Origin of the sequence: Kineococcus siccus (assembly GCF_009906795.1) — a bacterium.
Lineage (GTDB): Bacteria > Actinomycetota > Actinomycetes > Actinomycetales > Kineococcaceae > Kineococcus > Kineococcus siccus.
In genome coordinates, this window is the sequence record NZ_JAAALN010000085.1 from 1 (window position 1) to 16,753 (window position 16,753).

13 protein-coding genes are annotated in these 16,753 nt (G+C 74.6%); 7 read left to right on the plus strand and 6 right to left on the minus strand.

What is annotated here, in order from left to right; all coding sequences use genetic code 11:
* Positions 1–1,456, plus strand: a 1,456-nt coding sequence (locus tag GTR02_RS11175; RefSeq protein ID WP_166607573.1) for a GH1 family beta-glucosidase, incomplete at its 5' end; no start/stop codon positions are given.
* Here GTR02_RS11175 and GTR02_RS11180 read toward each other — a convergent pair.
* From GTR02_RS11180 to GTR02_RS11195, 4 genes are all read right to left on the minus strand, one after another.
* On the minus strand, positions 1,444–2,268 hold the full coding sequence (locus GTR02_RS11180; protein WP_166607574.1) for an exodeoxyribonuclease III: 825 nt from the start codon (positions 2,266–2,268) through the stop codon (positions 1,444–1,446). The genes GTR02_RS11175 and GTR02_RS11180 overlap by 13 nt on opposite strands.
* A 59-nt stretch (positions 2,269–2,327) precedes the next feature.
* Positions 2,328–3,215, minus strand: coding sequence for a bifunctional methylenetetrahydrofolate dehydrogenase/methenyltetrahydrofolate cyclohydrolase (locus GTR02_RS11185; protein ID WP_166607575.1), 888 nt, complete (start codon positions 3,213–3,215; stop codon positions 2,328–2,330).
* Complete coding sequence (gene glyA, locus GTR02_RS11190) at positions 3,212–4,519, minus strand: serine hydroxymethyltransferase (RefSeq protein WP_338073749.1); 1,308 nt, start codon at positions 4,517–4,519, stop codon at positions 3,212–3,214. The genes GTR02_RS11185 and glyA overlap by 4 nt, the downstream gene beginning before the upstream one ends.
* A 156-nt stretch (positions 4,520–4,675) precedes the next feature.
* Complete coding sequence (locus tag GTR02_RS11195; protein ID WP_205709065.1) at positions 4,676–5,821, minus strand: isochorismate synthase; 1,146 nt, start codon at positions 5,819–5,821, stop codon at positions 4,676–4,678.
* 196 nt (positions 5,822–6,017) lie between these two features.
* Here GTR02_RS11195 and GTR02_RS11200 point away from each other — a divergent pair, with 196 nt between their 5' ends.
* Together GTR02_RS11200 and GTR02_RS11205 are read left to right on the plus strand one after the other, a co-directional pair.
* Entirely contained in the window at positions 6,018–8,576 is a 2,559-nt protein-coding gene (locus GTR02_RS11200) for a GH32 C-terminal domain-containing protein (protein WP_166607576.1), read from the plus strand.
* Positions 8,577–8,838: 262 nt separating this feature from the next.
* A complete protein-coding gene (locus GTR02_RS11205; RefSeq protein ID WP_166607577.1) occupies positions 8,839–10,257 on the plus strand; it encodes a glycoside hydrolase family 68 protein in 1,419 nt (472 codons plus the stop codon).
* Positions 10,258–10,330: 73 nt separating this feature from the next.
* On the opposite strand, the gene GTR02_RS11210 is transcribed toward GTR02_RS11205, so the two are convergent.
* Together GTR02_RS11210 and GTR02_RS11215 are read right to left on the minus strand one after the other, a co-directional pair.
* Complete coding sequence (locus GTR02_RS11210; RefSeq protein WP_166607578.1) at positions 10,331–11,347, minus strand: nucleoside hydrolase; 1,017 nt, start codon at positions 11,345–11,347, stop codon at positions 10,331–10,333.
* 67 nt (positions 11,348–11,414) lie between these two features.
* On the minus strand, positions 11,415–12,629 hold the full coding sequence (locus GTR02_RS11215; RefSeq protein ID WP_166607579.1) for an NADP-dependent isocitrate dehydrogenase: 1,215 nt from the start codon (positions 12,627–12,629) through the stop codon (positions 11,415–11,417).
* Between the two features lie 225 nt (positions 12,630–12,854).
* Between GTR02_RS11215 and GTR02_RS11220 the strand changes: the two genes are divergently transcribed.
* From GTR02_RS11220 to GTR02_RS11235, 4 genes are all read left to right on the plus strand, one after another.
* Entirely contained in the window at positions 12,855–14,411 is a 1,557-nt protein-coding gene (locus tag GTR02_RS11220) for an acyl-CoA carboxylase subunit beta (protein ID WP_205709068.1), read from the plus strand.
* Positions 14,408–14,659 (plus strand): acyl-CoA carboxylase epsilon subunit, encoded by a 252-nt coding sequence (locus GTR02_RS11225; RefSeq protein WP_166607581.1) that lies wholly within the window; start codon positions 14,408–14,410, stop codon positions 14,657–14,659. The genes GTR02_RS11220 and GTR02_RS11225 overlap by 4 nt, the downstream gene beginning before the upstream one ends.
* A gap of 83 nt (positions 14,660–14,742) precedes the next feature.
* Positions 14,743–15,879, plus strand: coding sequence for a metallophosphoesterase family protein (locus GTR02_RS11230; RefSeq protein ID WP_166607585.1), 1,137 nt, complete (start codon positions 14,743–14,745; stop codon positions 15,877–15,879).
* A partial coding sequence (locus GTR02_RS11235; RefSeq protein ID WP_166607582.1) for an AAA family ATPase occupies positions 15,876–16,753 on the plus strand: 878 nt, incomplete at its 3' end. The genes GTR02_RS11230 and GTR02_RS11235, both read left to right, overlap by 4 nt.

The window sequence follows — 16,753 nt, forward strand, 5'->3', positions numbered from 1 at the left end:
GACCGCCCCCGACTCCCCCGGACCCTCCCGCGCCTTCCCCGCCGGATTCGCCTGGGGCACCGCCACGGCCGCCTACCAGGTCGAGGGCGCCGTGGCCGAGGACGGCCGCACCCCCTCGATCTGGGACACGTTCAGCCACACCCCCGGCCGGGTCGTCGACGGCGACACCGGCGACGTGGCCGACGACCACTACCACCGCTTCCGCGAGGACATCGCGATCATGAAGGGGCTGGGCCTGACGTCCTACCGCTTCTCCGTCGCCTGGCCTCGCATCACGCCGCAGGTCACGGCCGAGGCGAGCGGCCCCGTCAACGCGGCGGGCCTGGCCTTCTACTCGACGCTGGTCGACGAGCTGCTCGCCGCGGGCATCGAGCCCGCCGTCACGCTGTACCACTGGGACCTGCCGCAGGCGCTGGAGGACGCCGGTGGCTGGGCGAACCGGGCCACGGCCGAGCGGTTCGGGGAGTACGCGGAGGTCGTGGCCGCAGCGCTCGGCGACCGCGTGCGCACCTTCATCACCCTCAACGAGCCGTGGTGCTCGGCCTACCTCGGCTACGCCTCGGGCGTCCACGCCCCGGGCCGCACCGAGCCCGCGGCCGCCCTGGCCGCCGTGCACCACCTCAACCTCGCCCACGGCCTGGGGGCCGCGGCCGTCCGGCGCGCCGCGCCCACCGCCCGCGTGGCACTCACCCTCAACCTCGCCTGGGTGCGGACCGAGGGGCGCCGCTCCTCCGACCTCGACGCCGTCCGGCGCGTCGACGGGCTGCAGAACCGGGTCTTCCTCGACCCCGTCCTGCGCGGCCACTACCCCGCCGACGTGCTCGCCGACACGGCGTCGGTCACGGACTGGTCGTTCGTCCTGCCGGGGGACCTCGACCTCGTGCACCAGCCGCTGGACGCGCTGGGCGTGAACTACTACAGCCCGACCGTCGTGCGCGGCTGGGACGGGCGCGGGCCGCGGGCGGAGGCGGACGGGCACGGGGCCAGCGAGCACAGCCCCTGGATCGCCGCGACCGCGCACGTGGAGTTCCCCGAGCTGCCGGGGCCGCGCACCGACATGGGCTGGAGCATCGACGCGCGCGGGCTGCGCGAACTGCTGCTGCGCCTGCACACCGAGCACCCCGGCCTGGAGCTCGTCGTCACCGAGAACGGGGCCGCCTACCCCGACGTCGTCGTCGACGGCCGCGTGCACGACGAGCAGCGGATCGACTACCTGCGCGACCACCTCGCGGCCGTGCTCGACGCCGTCGACGCCGGCGCCCCCGTGACCGGGTACTACCTGTGGTCCTTCCTCGACAACTTCGAGTGGGGCTACGGCTTCTCGAAGCGGTTCGGGATCGTCCACGTCGACTACGCGACGCAGCAGCGGACGCCGAAGGACAGCGCCGCGTTCTACGCCGGGGTCGTCGCGGCCAACGCCCTGCCGCCGCGGCCCGCGGCGGGTCAGGCGCGGTAGGTCGCCACCACCGGGGCGTGGTCGCTCCACCGCTCGGCGTAGCTCGGCGCGCGGTCGGTGCGGACGTCCGCCGCCCGCGCGGCCAGCCCCGGGGTGGTCAGCTGGTAGTCGATGCGCCAGCCCGAGTCGTTGTCGAAGGCCTGCCCGCGCCAGCTCCACCAGGCGTACGGGCCGGGCACGTCGCCCGCGGCGCGGCGCTGGACGTCGACCCAGCCGAGCTCGTCGAACCAGTGGTCGAAGTGGGCGCGCTCCTCCTCGAGGAAGCCCGCCTTGCCGCGGTTGCCCTTGTGGTTCTTGATGTCGTTCTCGGTGTGGCCGACGTTGAGGTCCCCCGCGACGAGCGCCTCGCGGCCGGACGGCCCGGCGGCGGCGGCGAGCTCGGCGAGCCGCGCGTCCATCGCGTCGAGGAACCGGATCTTGTCGTCCTGCTGGGGCGTGCCCACCGCACCGGAGTGCACGTAGGCGCTGACGAGCGTGAGCGGCCCGACGGCCGTGTCGAGGTCGGCCTCGATCCAGCGGCCGGACGTCGCGAAGTACCCCTCGGGGTCCACGCCCGTCCGCACGGCGGAGAACTCGGTCCTCGCGGCGATCGCCACCCCGGCGCGGCCCTTGGCCGCGGCCTCGGTGTGGGCGAGGAAGGGGTAGTCCGGCAGCGCCGTGCGCAGCTCCTCGTCGGGGGCGCGGACCTCCTGCAGGAGCAGGACGTCGGGACGGCGGCTCGCGAGCCACGACGGCATGCCGCGCCGCACGGCGGCGCGGACGCCGTTGACGTTGACGGTCGCGACGACCAGTGACTTCCTCGCTCGGGGCACGGCCGGGACGCTACCGGGAGCCTGCGACACCGTCGGCGCAGGCTCCCGCGGGCGCGGGGTCAGCGCAGGCCGGCCGCCCGCTCCGCGGACTCCACGACGTTCGTCAGCAGCAGCGCACGCGTCATCGGCCCGACGCCGCCCGGGTTGGGGGCCACGAAGCCCGCCACGTCCACGACGTCGAGGGCGACGTCCCCGGTGAGCCTCCCCTTGCCCGTCTCCGGGTCGGGGACGCGCGAGACGCCCACGTCGAGCACCGCGGCGCCCGGCTTCACGACGTCCTTCGTCACCAGGCCGGGCACGCCCGCCGCGGCCACGACGACGTCGGCGCGCCGCAGGTGGCTCGCGAGGTCCCGCGTCCCCGTGTGGCACAGCGTGACGGTGGCGTTGGGGTGACGGCGGGTCAGCAGCAGCCCGATGGGCCGCCCGACCGTCACGCCGCGGCCGACGACCACGACCTCGGCCCCGTCCAGCGGGACGTCGTGACGCAGGAGCAGGTCGATGACGCCGCGCGGCGTGCAGGGCAGCGGCGAGGTGATCTCCTCGCGCACGCGCAGCACGAGGCGGCCGAGGTTGGTCGGGTGCAGCCCGTCCGCGTCCTTGTCCGGGTCGACGAGCTCGAGGACCCGGTTGGCGTCCACGCCCGCGGGCAGCGGCAGCTGCACGATGAACCCCGTGCACGCCGGGTCGGCGTTCAGCCGCGCGACCTCGGACTCGATCTCCGCCTGGGTCGCGGTGGCCGGCAGCTGCACCTGGATCGAGGCGATGCCCACCTCGGCGCAGTCGCGGTGCTTGCCGCGCACGTAGGAGGCGCTGCCGGGGTCGTCGCCCACGAGGATCGTGCCGAGACCGGGCACGACCCCCTTCGCGGCGAGCACGGCGACGCGCTCCGTCAGGTCGGCCTTGACGGCGGCCGCGGCCGCCCGGCCGTCGAGGACGGTGGCGCTCACGCCGTGGCCCCGGCGGAGGGGTAGAGCGGGAAGCGCTCGGTGAGCCGGGCGACGCGGGCGCGCAGCGCGTCCGCGTCGAAGGTGGGCTTGAGCGCCTGCGCGATGACGTCGCCGACCTCGGCGAACTCCTCGGCCCCGAACCCGCGGGTCGCGAGCGCCGGGGTGCCGATGCGCAGACCGGAGGTGACCATGGGCGGCCGCGGGTCGAACGGCACGGCGTTGCGGTTGACGGTGATGCCGACCTCGTGCAGGCGGTCCTCGGCCTGCTGCCCGTCGAGCGCGGAGTGGCGCAGGTCGACGAGCACGAGGTGCACGTCGGTCCCGCCCGTGAGGACGGAGACGCCGGCCTCGCGGGCGTCGGCGGCGACGAGGCGCTCGGCGACGATGCGGGCGCCCTCGAGCGTGCGCTCCTGCCGCTCGCGGAACTCCGCGCTGCCGGCGACCTTGAAGGCCACGGCCTTGGCCGCGATGACGTGCATGAGGGGGCCGCCCTGCTGGCCCGGGAACACGGCGGAGTCGATCTTCTTCGCGTGCTCCGCGCGGGTGAGGATGACGCCCGAGCGGGGACCCGCGAGCGTCTTGTGCACCGTGGAGGTCACGACGTCGGCGTGCGGGACGGGCGTGGGGTGCAGGCCCGCCGCGACGAGACCGGCGAAGTGCGCCATGTCGACCATGAGGTGGGCGCCGACCTCGTCGGCGATGGCGCGGAACGCGGCGAAGTCGAGCTGGCGCGGGTAGGCCGACCAGCCCGCGATGATCAGCTTCGGGCGGGCCGACAGCGCCGTGGCGCGCACGACGTCCATGTCGACGCGGAACGTCTGCGGGTCGACGCCGTAGGAGGAGACGTCGTACATCCGGCCCGAGAAGTTGATCTTCATGCCGTGCGTCAGGTGCCCGCCGTGGGCCAGCTCCAGGCCCAGGATCCCGTCGCCGCCGCGGATGAGGGCGTGCATGGCGGCCGCGTTGGCGGTGGCGCCGGAGTGCGGCTGGACGTTGGCGTGCTCGGCGCCGAACAGCGCCTTGGCGCGGGTGCGGGCCAGCTCCTCGGCGACGTCGACGTGCTCGCAGCCGCCGTAGTAGCGCTTGCCGGGGTAGCCCTCGGCGTACTTGTTGGTCAGGACGGAGCCCTGGGCCTGCAGCACGGCGCGCGGCGCGAAGTTCTCGCTCGCGATCATCTCCAGCGTGTCCCGCTGGCGGCCGAGCTCGGCGTTCAGGACAGCGGCGATCTCGGGGTCGACCTCGGACAGCGGACGGTCGGTCACCGTCGTGTCGGTGGGGACGGGGGTGGGCAGGACGTCGGTCACGATCGCTCCTCGGCACGTCGGGCGGCGGTGGCGACGCGAGGCCCAGGCGGACGACCCCGACAGCGGCGGGCGCGCACCCCCGTGGAGGCGGGGACGCTCCCGTTGCCGCTCCCCGGTGGTGACCACCCTCGCCAGTCGCGGCCCGGCCAGGTTAGCTCAGCGCGGGCAGGCGGCGTCCAGGACGGTGCGCATCTTGGCGCCGGTCTCGACGACCTCGGCCTGGGGGTCCGAGCCCGCGACGATGCCCGCGCCGCCGAAGACCCGCAGCGTCCGCCCCCTGGCCTCCGCGCAGCGCACGGCGACGACCCACTCCCCGTCCCCGTCGGCGTCCTGCCAGCCCACGGCCCCCGCGTAGCAGCCGCGGTCGACGCCCTCGACGTCGGCGATGATCGCCAGCGCGGCGGCCCGCGGGGAGCCGCCCACCGCGGGCGTCGGGTGCAGGGCGGCGACGAGGTCCGCGGACGTCGTCGCCCCGTCGCTGAGCAGGGCCGTGACGCGGGTGGCCAGGTGCCAGACCGCGGGTGTCGAGAGGAGCTCGGGCTCGGGGGCGTTCACCTTGCGGCAGAAGGGCTTCAGCGTCTCGACGATGGCGTCGACGACGTAGGCGTGCTCGCGGCGGTCCTTCTCCGACTCCAGCAGCGCCTCGGCGCGGCGCGCGTCCTCGCGCGGGTCGGGCGAGCGCGGCGTCGAGCCGGCCAGGGGACGCAGGAGCACGCTCGGCCCGCGCCGGCGCAGCAGCAGCTCGGGGCTCGCGCCGACCAGCCAGCGCCCGCCGGGGACCGCCGGGTCGTCGAGGGGCACGGCCAGCAGCGTCGCGGCGGGGTTGCGCCGGGCGAGCGAGGTGAGCAGGTCCGGCACGGACCAGTCGCCCAGGGCGGTGAGCTCGAGCGAGCGCGCCAGGACGACCTTCTGAGCCTCGCCCGCCGCGATGCGGGCGAGGGCCGCGCGCACCGCGTCGGCGTACCCGCCGGGGCCCGGCACCGGACGGCTGCCGGCGACGAGGGCGGGCTGCACGCGCGGGCCACCCCCGAGGTTGACGGGGCCGTGGGTGCGCTGGGCGGGGCCCAGGCGCATCGTCCCCGGGTGGGAGGGGTCGAACGGCACCGCACCGAGGGCCACCGTGCCGGGCGGCTGGTCCTCCAGCGTCGCCGCGAGCGCCTGCAGCTGCCCCGTGCCGCTGCCCCCGGGCACCAGGGGCCGGGGACCGGCCACGACGAGGCCGGAGCTGGGCCCCGAGAACAGGGACGCGCCCGCGCGCACGGCGTCGCCGGCCGACTGGACCACCGCTCCTGCCTCGGTCACGTCCTCAGCGTAGGTCGCCCCGGTCCCCGCGCGCGCCCGAGGGTGCTCCGCCCTGCGGGCCGTGACGATCCGGCGACGGTCCCGTGTCGATCCGCCACGCCGACACCCCACGCAGCGTGATCAAGAGGCCGCCACGGGTAACGTCCTCGGCAGTTCAGGGCGCTCCCAGCGCAGGCACAGTCAGCAGGAGGATGCGATGAGAGCCCGACGGCTGCTCGTCTGCGGCGTGCTCGCCGCCGTGACCACCGCCACGGCGGGCTGCCCCGCCCCTCCCCGGGAGGCTCCGCCCGTGCGCGACGAGGCGCTGCGGCCGCAGGTGCACTACACGCCCGCGGCGAACTGGATGAACGACCCTAACGGGCTCGTGTACCACCAGGGCGAGTACCACCTCTTCTACCAGTACAACCCCCTCGGCGATCAGTGGGGGAACATGTCCTGGGGTCACGCGGTGAGCACGGACCTCGTGCACTGGGAGGAACTGCCCGTCGCCATCCCCTTCACCGACCAGGAGCACGTCTTCTCCGGCAGCGTCGTCGTGGACGTGGCCGGTACCAGCGGTTTCGGCACCCCCGAGGAACCGGCCATGGTGGCCGTCTACACGAGCCTCGACACCGCGACCGGCCGGCAGGCGCAGTCGCTGGCCTACTCCACCGACCGCGGCCGGACGTTCACGAAGTTCCCGGGGAACCCCGTGCTGGACGTGGGGTCGAAGGAGTTCCGCGACCCGAAGGTGTTCTGGTACGCCCCGGGCGGGTACTGGGTCATGGCGGTCACCCTGTCGACCGAGCGCAAGGTGCAGTTCTACCGCTCCGCGGACCTGCGCTCGTGGGAGCACCTGAGCGACTTCGGGCCGGCCAACGCCGTGGACGGCGTGTGGGAGATGCCCGACCTGTTCGAGCTCCCCGTCGACGGGGACCCCGCGCGCAAGCGCTGGGTGCTCGTGGTCAACCTGAACCCGGGATCGGTCGCCGGCGGCTCGGGGGCCCAGTACTTCGTGGGCGACTTCGACGGGCGGCGCTTCACCACCGAGGACGCGGTGGCCTCCGACGGGCTCCCGCCGGGGCGCGTCCTGGCGGACTTCGAGGGCGGCACCTACGGCGGGTGGACGCCGAGCAACGACCCGGCGCACGTGCCCGGGCCCTTCGGCACCCGGCCGTTCCCCGGCACGGTGCCGGGCCAGCACGCGGTCACGGGGTACCGCGGCAGCGCGCTGGTGAACAGCATCCTCGGCGGCGACGCGGCCCGCGGGCGGCTGACCTCGCCGGCGTTCACGGTGGAGGACGACCACCTGAACCTGCTCGTCGGCGGCGGCCGGCACCCCCACGTCCCCGGCACGGCGGCGTGGGACCACGTCCCCGAGGGCGACGTGCTGTTCGACTTCGAGCTGCCGGACGGGACCACGTACGAGGACGCCGGCTGGACCGCCACGGGGAGCCTGCGCGGGCGCGCACCCGTCGTCGGCCCCGACCGCTCCGAGCGCGGCCACGTCGGCACCAAGCTGCTCACGACGTTCTACGACGCCGACGCCGCGACGGGCACGCTGACGTCGCCGGAGTTCCGGCTGGAGCGGCGGCACCTGAGCATGCTCCTCGGCGGCGGGGCGAACCCCCGCGGCAGCGAGCGCGGCGCGACGGTCGTGGAGCTGCTCGTCGGCGGCGAGGTCGTCCGCACCGCCACGGCCGCCGACTCCGGGTACCTGAACTGGACCGGCTGGGACGTCGAGGACCTGCAGGGCCGCACGGCGCAGCTGCGGGTCGTCGACGAGAGCACCGCGGGCTGGGGGCACCTGCTGCTGGACCACGTCGTGGCCACCGACGCGCCGGTGCCCGCGCGCAGCACCGCGACCGCCGTGAACCTCGTCGTGGACGGCCGGGTGGTGCGCTCGGCCACCGGCAGCGACAGCGAGCGCCTCGACTGGGCGTCCTGGGACGTGCGCGACCTGCGCGGCCGGGAGGCCCGCCTGGAGGTCGAGGACTCCCACGGCGGGCGCTGGGGCCACGTGCTGCTCGACCACGTCGTGGCGTCGCCGGTCCCGGCCCTGCCCCGGCTGCAGCGCTACCGCTGGCTCGACCACGGCGCCGACTACTACGCGGCCGGCTCCTTCGAGGGCGTGCCGGGAGGGCGCCGCGTCCTCGCCGCCTGGATGGACAACTGGGACTACGCGGCCGCCGCGCCCGCGACGGGCTCGCGGGGCGCGATGGCGCTGCCGCGCGAGGTCGTCCTCGAGACCGTGGACGGGCGGCCGACGCTCGTGCAGCGCCCGGTCCGCGAGCTCGAGCGCCTCGCCACCGGCCGGGAGCCGCTCAGCGTGGCGTCCCGGCGGGTGAGCGAGGGCGTCGTGGACCTGCCCGAGGCGGCCGGTGACGTGCTGGAGATCCGGGCCGAGTTCGACCTGGGCACCGCCCGGCGCTTCGGCCTGCGCGTGCGGGAGGGCTCCGGGGGGTGGACCGCCGTCGGCTACGACGCGGACCGCCAGGAGGTGTTCCTCGACCGGCGGCGCTCGGGCCAGGTGTCCTTCTCGAGCACCTTCCCCGCGCAGCACAGCGCCCCGCTGACGGCCGAGGACGGCCGGGTCTCCCTCGTCGTGCACGTCGACCGCTCGTCGGTGGAGGTCTACGGCGGCGACGGGCGGGCGGTCATCACCGACAAGATCTTCCCGCTCGCCGGCAGCGACGGCGTGGCGCTGTTCGCCGAGGGCGGCGATGTCACGCTGCGTTCACTGCAGGTGAGCCCTCTGCGATCTATTTGGCGGTGAGCAAACCCGTACGGCCGTAACGGGTGACAGCGCGAGAGGACCCGTGTACTTTCGGCACCCGCGAGGCCTCGCGAAGCACAAGAACGACGCAGTTCACGCACAGCAGACGCTGCTCACGCCTTCAGAGACCAGGGCACCCCACGCCACTCCCCCGCCGGCGACGCGGTCGACGGGGTGACGCCCAGCCCGTTCCGCTCGCTCACGCCCGGCCCCGTCACGGTGGACGGCGGCCGCACGGCTCCCCGGGGAAGGTCCACAGCCCATGACACGACGCAGGACACCACTGGCACTGGCGGTCTCGACCGCCCTGCTGTTCACGGGCGCGCACGCCGCGGCCGCCGCACCGGAGCCGCCCAGGCCCGTCACGACCAAGGCGGTGCTCGACCCGCGGGCCGAGTACACCGCCAACTGGACGCGGGGCCAGGCGCTCGAGATCGCGACCGACGAGACCAACGCCACGCCGCTCATCCCCACCTCGTTCCCGACCATGACCGACGAGGTGTGGGTCTGGGACACCTGGCCGCTGACCGACCTCGAGGGCAACCCGGTCAGCTACAACGGCTACAACGTCATCTTCTCCCTCACCGCCCCGCGCGAGGGCCTGTTCTTCGGCGACCGGCACTGGCAGGCGCGCATCGGCTACTTCTTCTCGAAGAACGGCCGCGACTGGACCTACGGCGGCCACCTGTTCCCCGACGACGCCTCGTTCGGCCTGCGCGAGTGGGCGGGTTCCACGGTGCTGACCGAGGACGACGAGATCCACACGTTCTACACCGCCTCGGGCAGCGACGACTCGCCCCCCACGATCCCCCTGCCCGGTGGCGGCTACGGCGCCAACAACGGGGACCCGTTGCAGCGCCTCGCGCACGCGGCCGGCACGATCGCGACCGACGACGACGGCGTGTTCTTCCGCGGTTTCGACGACCACCAGATCGTGGCCGAGGCCGACGGCGAGCTGTACCAGACCATGGAGCAGTCCATGGCCGGGCCCATCATCTACGCGTTCCGCGACCCGTTCGTGTTCCGCGACCCGGTCGACGGCGAGATCTACGCGCTGTTCGAGGGCAACAACGCCGGTGTCGCGGGGAGCCACACGTGCGACCCGGCCGAGATCGGCGACGTGCCCGCGGGTCACGAGGTGCCGGCCGACGCCCGGTTCTACACGGGCAACATCGGCCTCATGCACCTCGACGACGTCGACGACGAGCTCGACGGCGAGGCCGAGCAGGACTGGACGCTGCTCCCGCCGCTGCTGTCCGCCGAGTGCGTGAACCAGCAGACCGAGCGTCCGCACCTGGTCATCCGCGACGGTCAGTACTACCTCTGGACGATCAGCCACCAGTTCACCTTCGCGCCGGGGCTCACCGGCCCCGACGGCCTGTACGGCTTCGTGGGTGACGGGCTGCGCAGCGACTACCGGCCGCTGAACGGCTCGGCCCTCGTCCTGGGCAACCCCGAGGACGCGCCCCTGCAGAACTACTCGCACTTCGTCATGCCGAACCTGCTGGTGGAGAGCTTCATCGACACCATCCCCGGCCCGGACGGCCCCGTCTACGGCGGCACGCTCGCCCCGACCCTGCAGCTGGAGGTCTTCGGCGAGGACGGCGACCAGACCCGCCTCGACGGCGTCCTGCCCTACGGCTACATCCCGGCGACCCGGGCGGTCGGCTCGGCCACCTGACCGGCGCCCGCGCACCACGGCACCGTCGCAGCCCCGGCTGCGGCGGTGCCGTCCGCACGTCGGGTGTGCACCCTCAGCGCGGCGACCCCTGCGCGAGCGTGGTGACGAAGTCGGCGAGGAACGCGCGCCGGTCCACGGCCGTCACGGCCGTGACCGCCGGCATCGGCGGGTGCTCCGGGCGCACGGCGGGCGGGGTGCCGTCCGGCAGCCGCAGGACGCGGGCCCGGGTGGCGAACCCGTTGCTCAGCACCGCGGCGGGCCCGCTGACGGTGCCGGTGACGAGCTCCGGGCGGGCCAGCAGACCCGCGGCGAGCCCGTCGTGGACGGGCGAGACCCTGCGTCCCCACTCGTGCACGTAGAAGTCCGCGTAGGCGTCGAGCGTGGCCGCGGCGAAGTCGCCCCAGGCCGTCCCCGCGCGGCGCAGGCTCTCGACCGCGGCCTCCTCCAGCACCACGGTGGCGGTGACGTCCACCCCGACGAGGGTCACGGTGTCCGCGGCCGGCCGCTCGGCCGCCAGCAGCGCCCGCGCCGCGGCCGGGTCGTTCTGCACGTTGGCGTCGACCATGAGGACCTCGCCCAGCGGGCGGTAGGGCCCGGAGCCGCCCATGACGACCACCGAGCGCAGCTTCGTCAGCAGCAGCGGGTCCAGCCGCAGGGCGAGCGCCACGTTGGTCAGCGGGCCCAGGGCGAGCAGGTCGTAGCGGCCCGGGGCCGCGTTCGCGAGCCGCACGAGCTGCTCCGCGGACGTCTCCGGCGTCACGTCCGGGTCGGGGCGGTCCAGCCCGAGGTCGCCCAGCCCGTCGTGGCCGTGCACGTAGCCCGCGATGTGCGCCTCCCCCTCCAGCGGCCCGCGGGCGCCCAGGGACAGCGGGACGTGGCCCAGACCGGCCAGCCGCAGCACGTGGGCGGCGTTGCGCGCGGCGTCCTCCACGCCGCAGTTGCCGTAGACCGTCGTGACGGCGGCGACGTCGGCGTGCGGGGAACCGGCCAGGTGCAGCAGCGCGAGCGCGTCGTCGAGTCCGGTGTCGGTGTCGACGACGACCTGCCGGCGGGCGGAGGGCGCGGCCGGGGCCGCGGCGGGGGAGGTCACCCGCGGATCCTAGGGACGCGGACGGCCCCGCACGCGAGCGTGCGGGGCCGTCCGGTGCGTGGCGCGCTCAGCCGAGGCGGGCGGCCAGGTTCTCGTCGAGGCTCGCGAGGAACTCCTCGGTCGTCTGGAAGCCCTGCTCCGGGCCGACCAGCAGCGCGAGGTCCTTGGTCATCTTGCCGCTCTCCACCGTCTTGACGACGACGTCCTCGAGCGTCTCCGCGAAGCCCGTGACCTCGGGGGTCGAGTCCAGCGCGCCGCGGTGCGCGAGGCCGCGCGTCCAGGCGTAGATCGACGCGATCGGGTTCGTCGACGTGGGCTTGCCCTGCTGGTGCTGGCGGTAGTGCCGCGTCACGGTGCCGTGCGCGGCCTCCGCCTCGACGACGCTGCCGTCCGGGGAGTACAGCACCGACGTCATGAGGCCCAGCGAGCCGAAGCCCTGCGCGACCGTGTCGGACTGCACGTCGCCGTCGTAGTTCTTGCAGGCCCACACGTAGCCGCCCTCCCACTTCAGGGACGCGGCGACCATGTCGTCGATGAGGCGGTGCTCGTAGGTGACGCCCGCGGCGGCGAACTTCTCCTTGAACTCCGCCTGGAACACCTCCTCGAAGATGTCCTTGAACCGGCCGTCGTAGGCCTTGAGGATCGTGTTCTTCGTCGAGAGGTACACCGGGTAGTTCCGGGCCAGGCCGTAGTTCAGCGAGGCGCGCGCGAAGTCGCGGATCGACTCGTCGAGGTTGTACATCGCCAGCGCCACCCCGGCGCCGGGGGCCTGGAACACCTCGTGCTCGATGGGCGCGGAACCGTCCTTCGGCGTGAAGGTCACGGTCAGCGTGCCCTCGCCCGGGAACCGGAAGTCCGTCGCGCGGTACTGGTCGCCGAAGGCGTGCCGGCCGACGATGATGGGCTTGGTCCAGCCCGGGACGAGCCGCGGCACGTTCGAGATGATGATGGGCTCGCGGAAGATGACGCCGCCCAGGATGTTGCGGATCGTCCCGTTCGGGGAGCGCCACATCTTCTTGAGGCCGAACTCCTCGACGCGCGCCTCGTCGGGCGTGATGGTCGCGCACTTGACGCCGACGCCGGCCTTCTGGATCGCGTGCGCCGCGTCGATCGTGATCTGGTCGTCGCTCGCGTCCCGGCTCTCCATGCCCAGGTCGAAGTACTGCAGGTCGACGTCCAGGTAGGGGTGGATCAGCCGGTCCTTGATCGCCTGCCAGATGATCCGGGTCATCTCGTCGCCGTCGAGCTCGACGACCGGTCCCTGCACCTTGATCTTCGCCACGTGCTGTCCTCTCCTGACGCTCCACCGGGCCGGGGCGCCGGTGTCTCCGTCGCCCGTCCGCGTGGACTCCACTGCGGTCCAGTCTCGACGTCAAGGTACCGGGCCGGGGTGCTCGCGCGCCCGAGCCCCCTAAGCTGCGGACCCGTGAGTGGTCTTGAGGCGTCCGTCGCCAGCCCGGAGCCCGTCGGCGACCTCGTCGCCGCCTCGCGCACGACCGCCGGGAAGCTGGCCGAGCTCGAGCGGCGCGCGCACGAGGCGGGGGTCGCGGCGGACGAGCGCGCCGCCGCCAAGCAGCACCCCCGCGGCAAGAAGACCGCCCGCGAGCGCATCGCCGCCCTGCTCGACGAGGACTCCTTCGTCGAGACCGCCGCGTTCGCCCGCTCCGGCGCGACCGCCTTCGGCATGGCGAGCAAGCACGTCGACGGGGACGGGGTCGTCACGGGCCACGGCACGGTCGACGGGCGCACGGTGGCCGTCTACGCCCAGGACTTCACGGCGTTCGGCGGGTCGCTGGGCGAGGTGCACGGCGCGAAGATCGCCGCGCTGCAGGAGTTCGCCGCCACCACCGGGTGCCCCGTCGTGGGCATCAACGACGGCGGGGGCGCCCGCATCCAGGAGGGCGTCGCGTCCCTCGTGCAGTACGCGCGCATCTTCCGGCGCAACGTGCACGCCTCGGGCGTCGTCCCGCAGATCTCCCTCATCCTCGGCCCCTGCGCGGGCGGGGCCGTCTACTCCCCCGCGCTGACGGACGTCGTGGTGATGGTCGAGGAGACCTCGCACATGTTCGTCACGGGCCCCGACGTCATCCGCACCGTCACGGGCGAGGACGTGGGCTTCGAGGAGCTCGGCGGCGGCCGCACGCACGCGTCGCGCTCGGGCGTCGCGCACCACCTGTCCCCCGACGAGGACGACGCGATCGCCTACGTGCGCGACCTGCTGTCGTTCCTGCCGTCCAACAACCTGTCCGAGACGCCCGTCCTGCCGGCGGACCTGCCGCAGGGCCTCGCCGTCGACGAGGACGACCTGGTGCTGGACACCATCGTCCCGGACTCGGCGAACCAGCCCTACGACATGGTCGACGTCGTGGCGCACGTCCTGGACGACGGCGAGTTCCTCCAGGTGCACGAGCTGTTCGCGCCGAACATCCTCACGGGGTTCGGCCGCGTCGAGGGCCGCACGGTCGGCGTCGTCGCCAACCAGCCGCAGCAGCTGGCGGGGACCCTGGACATCGACGCCTCCGAGAAGGCCGCGCGGTTCGTGCGGCTGTGCGACGCGTTCAACGTCCCCGTCCTCACCTTCGTCGACGTCCCCGGGTTCCTGCCGGGCACCGACCAGGAGTGGGGCGGCATCATCCGCCGCGGCGCGAAGCTGCTCTACGCCTACGCCGAGGCGACCGTCCCGCTGGTCACGGTCATCACGCGCAAGGCCTACGGCGGCGCCTACATCGTCATGGGCTCCAAGGAGATGGGCGCCGACGTGTGCCTGGCCTGGCCCACCGCGCAGATCGCCGTCATGGGCGCCCAGGGCGCCGTGAACATCCTGCACCGCAGCGCCCTGAAGGAGACCGAGGCGGCGGGCGGCGACGTGGAGGAGACCCGCCGCGCCCTCGTCGAGGAGTACGAGGCCGAGCTCGCGAACCCGTACGTGGCCGCGGAGCGCGGCTACGTCGACGCCGTCATCGCTCCCTCGCAGACGCGCGTGCAGGTGACCCGGGCGCTGCGGGCGCTGGCCACCAAGCGCTCGACGCTGCCGCCCAAGAAGCACGGGAACATCCCGCTGTGAGCGCGCAGGAGGAGACGCCCGCCGTCGAGGCGGTGACCGACGTGCTGAGCTCGATGCGGATCGAGCGCGGCCACCCCGAACCCGAGGAGCTCGCCGCCCTCACGGTGGTGCTGGCCCGCATCCGCACCGTGCAGCCCGTCCCGGTCCCGCCGGAGCCCGCGTCGTCGTGGTCGGACCCCCGCCACGTCCTGGGCCTGCCGCCCGTCGCCGGGGCGAACGGCTGGCGCGCGAGCGGCCTGCCCCGCTGAGGAGGACGCCGCCCGGGCCCGGCGCGTCCTGCGGGGCCCTGTCGGAGGGCTGACCTACCGTCGCGGACATGGAGAACTCGTCGGTGCGCTTCGTGCACAGCGCGGACTGGCAGCTCGGCATGACCCGGCACTTCCTCGACGCCGACGCGCAGCCGCGCTACACCGCCGCCCGCACGGACGCGTTGCGCCGCATCGCCTCCGTGGCCCGCGAGGCCGACGCCGAGTTCGTCGTGGTCTGCGGTGACGTGTTCGAGTCCAACGCCGTCGGGGCCCGCACCGTGGCGCGCGCGCTGGAGGCGCTCGCGGCCTTCGACGTCCCCGTCTACCTCCTGCCCGGCAACCACGACCCGCTCGACGCCTCGTCCGTGCTCGCCTCCGCTGCGGTGCGCCGGGCGCCCGGCGTGGTCGTGCTCGACACCCCGGGGGTGCACGAGGTCCGGCCCGGCGTCGAGCTCGTCGCCGCCCCGTGGACGTCCAAGCGGCCGCTGTGCGACCTCGTCGCGGCGGCCACGCCCGACCTGCCCGCCGACGGGACCGTCCGGATCGTCGTGGGGCACGGAGCGGTCGACGAGCTGAGCCCCGACCGGGACGACCCGGCGCGCATCGCCCTCGCGCCGCTGGAGGACGCCGTCGCCGCGGGCCGGCTGCACTACGTGGCGCTGGGCGACCGGCACTCGACCACGCAGGTGGGCTCCTCGGGCGCCGTCTGGTACTCCGGCACGCAGGAGGTCACCGACCGCGTCGAGCGCGACCCGGGCAACGTCCTCGTCGTCGAGGTCAGCGACGCCTCGCCGCCGAAGGTGGAGCCCGTGCGCGTCGGGACGTGGGCCTTCCCCGTGGTGCGGGCCGAGCTGGACTCGGCGGCCGACGTCGAGGCGCTCGCCGCGCGGCTCGCGGCCCTGCCGGCCAAGGACCGCACGGTCCTGACGCTGACCCTGTCGGGGTCGTTGTCGCTGCGGGAGAAGGCGCTGCTCGACGACCTGCTGGCGACGCAGGCGCACCTGCTGGCGGGGGTCCAGCAGTGGGACCGCCACAGCGACCTCGCCGTCTACGCCGACGACGACGAGCTCCGCGAGCTGGGCGTCGGGGGCTTCGCCGACGGCGCGGTCGCCGAGCTCGCCGCGGCCGCGGCCGCGGAGGGGCCGGCCGCCGAGACGGCGCGCGACGCCCTGTCGCTGCTCTTCCGCCTCGCGGGCGGGTCGGGGACGGCCCCCGCGTGAGGCTGCACCGCCTGCGGCTGGACGACTTCCGCGGCGTCGAGCACCGCGAGCTGGTCCTGCCCGACGCCGGCGTCGTGGTGCTGGAGGGCGCCAACGAGATCGGCAAGACCTCGATGGTCGACGCCCTCGACATGCTGCTGACGGAGAAGCACTCGTCGAAGAAGGCGTGGGTCCTGGCCGCCAAGCCCGTGCACCGCGACGCGCCCAGCGCCGTCGAGGCCGAGCTCAGCTCCGGGCCCTACCGGTTCACCTACCGCAAGCAGTGGCACCAGCGCCCCGCGACGACCCTCACGGTCACGGCGCCGCGCCCGGAGCAGGCCACGGGCGAGGAGGCGCACGCCCGCGTCCAGCAGATCCTCGCCGAGACGCTCGACGAGGGGCTGTGGCGGGCGCTGCGGCTGCTGCAGGGCACCCCGCTCGACACGACGGCCCTCAGCGGCAGCAGCGCGCTGACGGCCGCCCTCGACGCGGCCGCGGGAACGACCAGCGCCTCCGACGACTCCGAGACGCTGCTGGGCGCCGTCGCGCAGCGTGCCGCGGAGTTCTTCACGGCGACGGGACGGCCGACGGGGCGGCTGCGGGCCGCGCTGGAGGAGCACGAGAGCGCCCGGGCCGAGGCCGCCGCGGCGCAGCGCGGGCTGGCCGAGGTCGCGGGCGACGTCGAGCGGCACGCCCGCCTCGTGGCGGCCCGCGAGCGCCTGGGGCAGCACCGCCGCGAGACGGAGCGCGCGGCGGCCGGGCACCGCGAGGTCGTCGCCGCCCTCGCCCAGCTGCGCGACCGGCGCGAGCGCGCCACCGCGGACGCCGACGCCGCGCACCGGGCGGCCGCCGAGGCGCACGAGCGCGCCCGCGCGCGCCACGAGCAGCGCACGGA

What these genes read in the sequence shown, in the direction of transcription:
- GTR02_RS11205 (WP_166607577.1), top strand. Translation starts at nt 8,839, where the DNA reads ATGACACGACGCAGGACACCACTGGCACTGGCGGTCTCGACCGCCCTG.
- GTR02_RS11200 (WP_166607576.1), top strand. Translation starts at nt 6,018, where the DNA reads ATGAGAGCCCGACGGCTGCTCGTCTGCGGCGTGCTCGCCGCCGTGACC.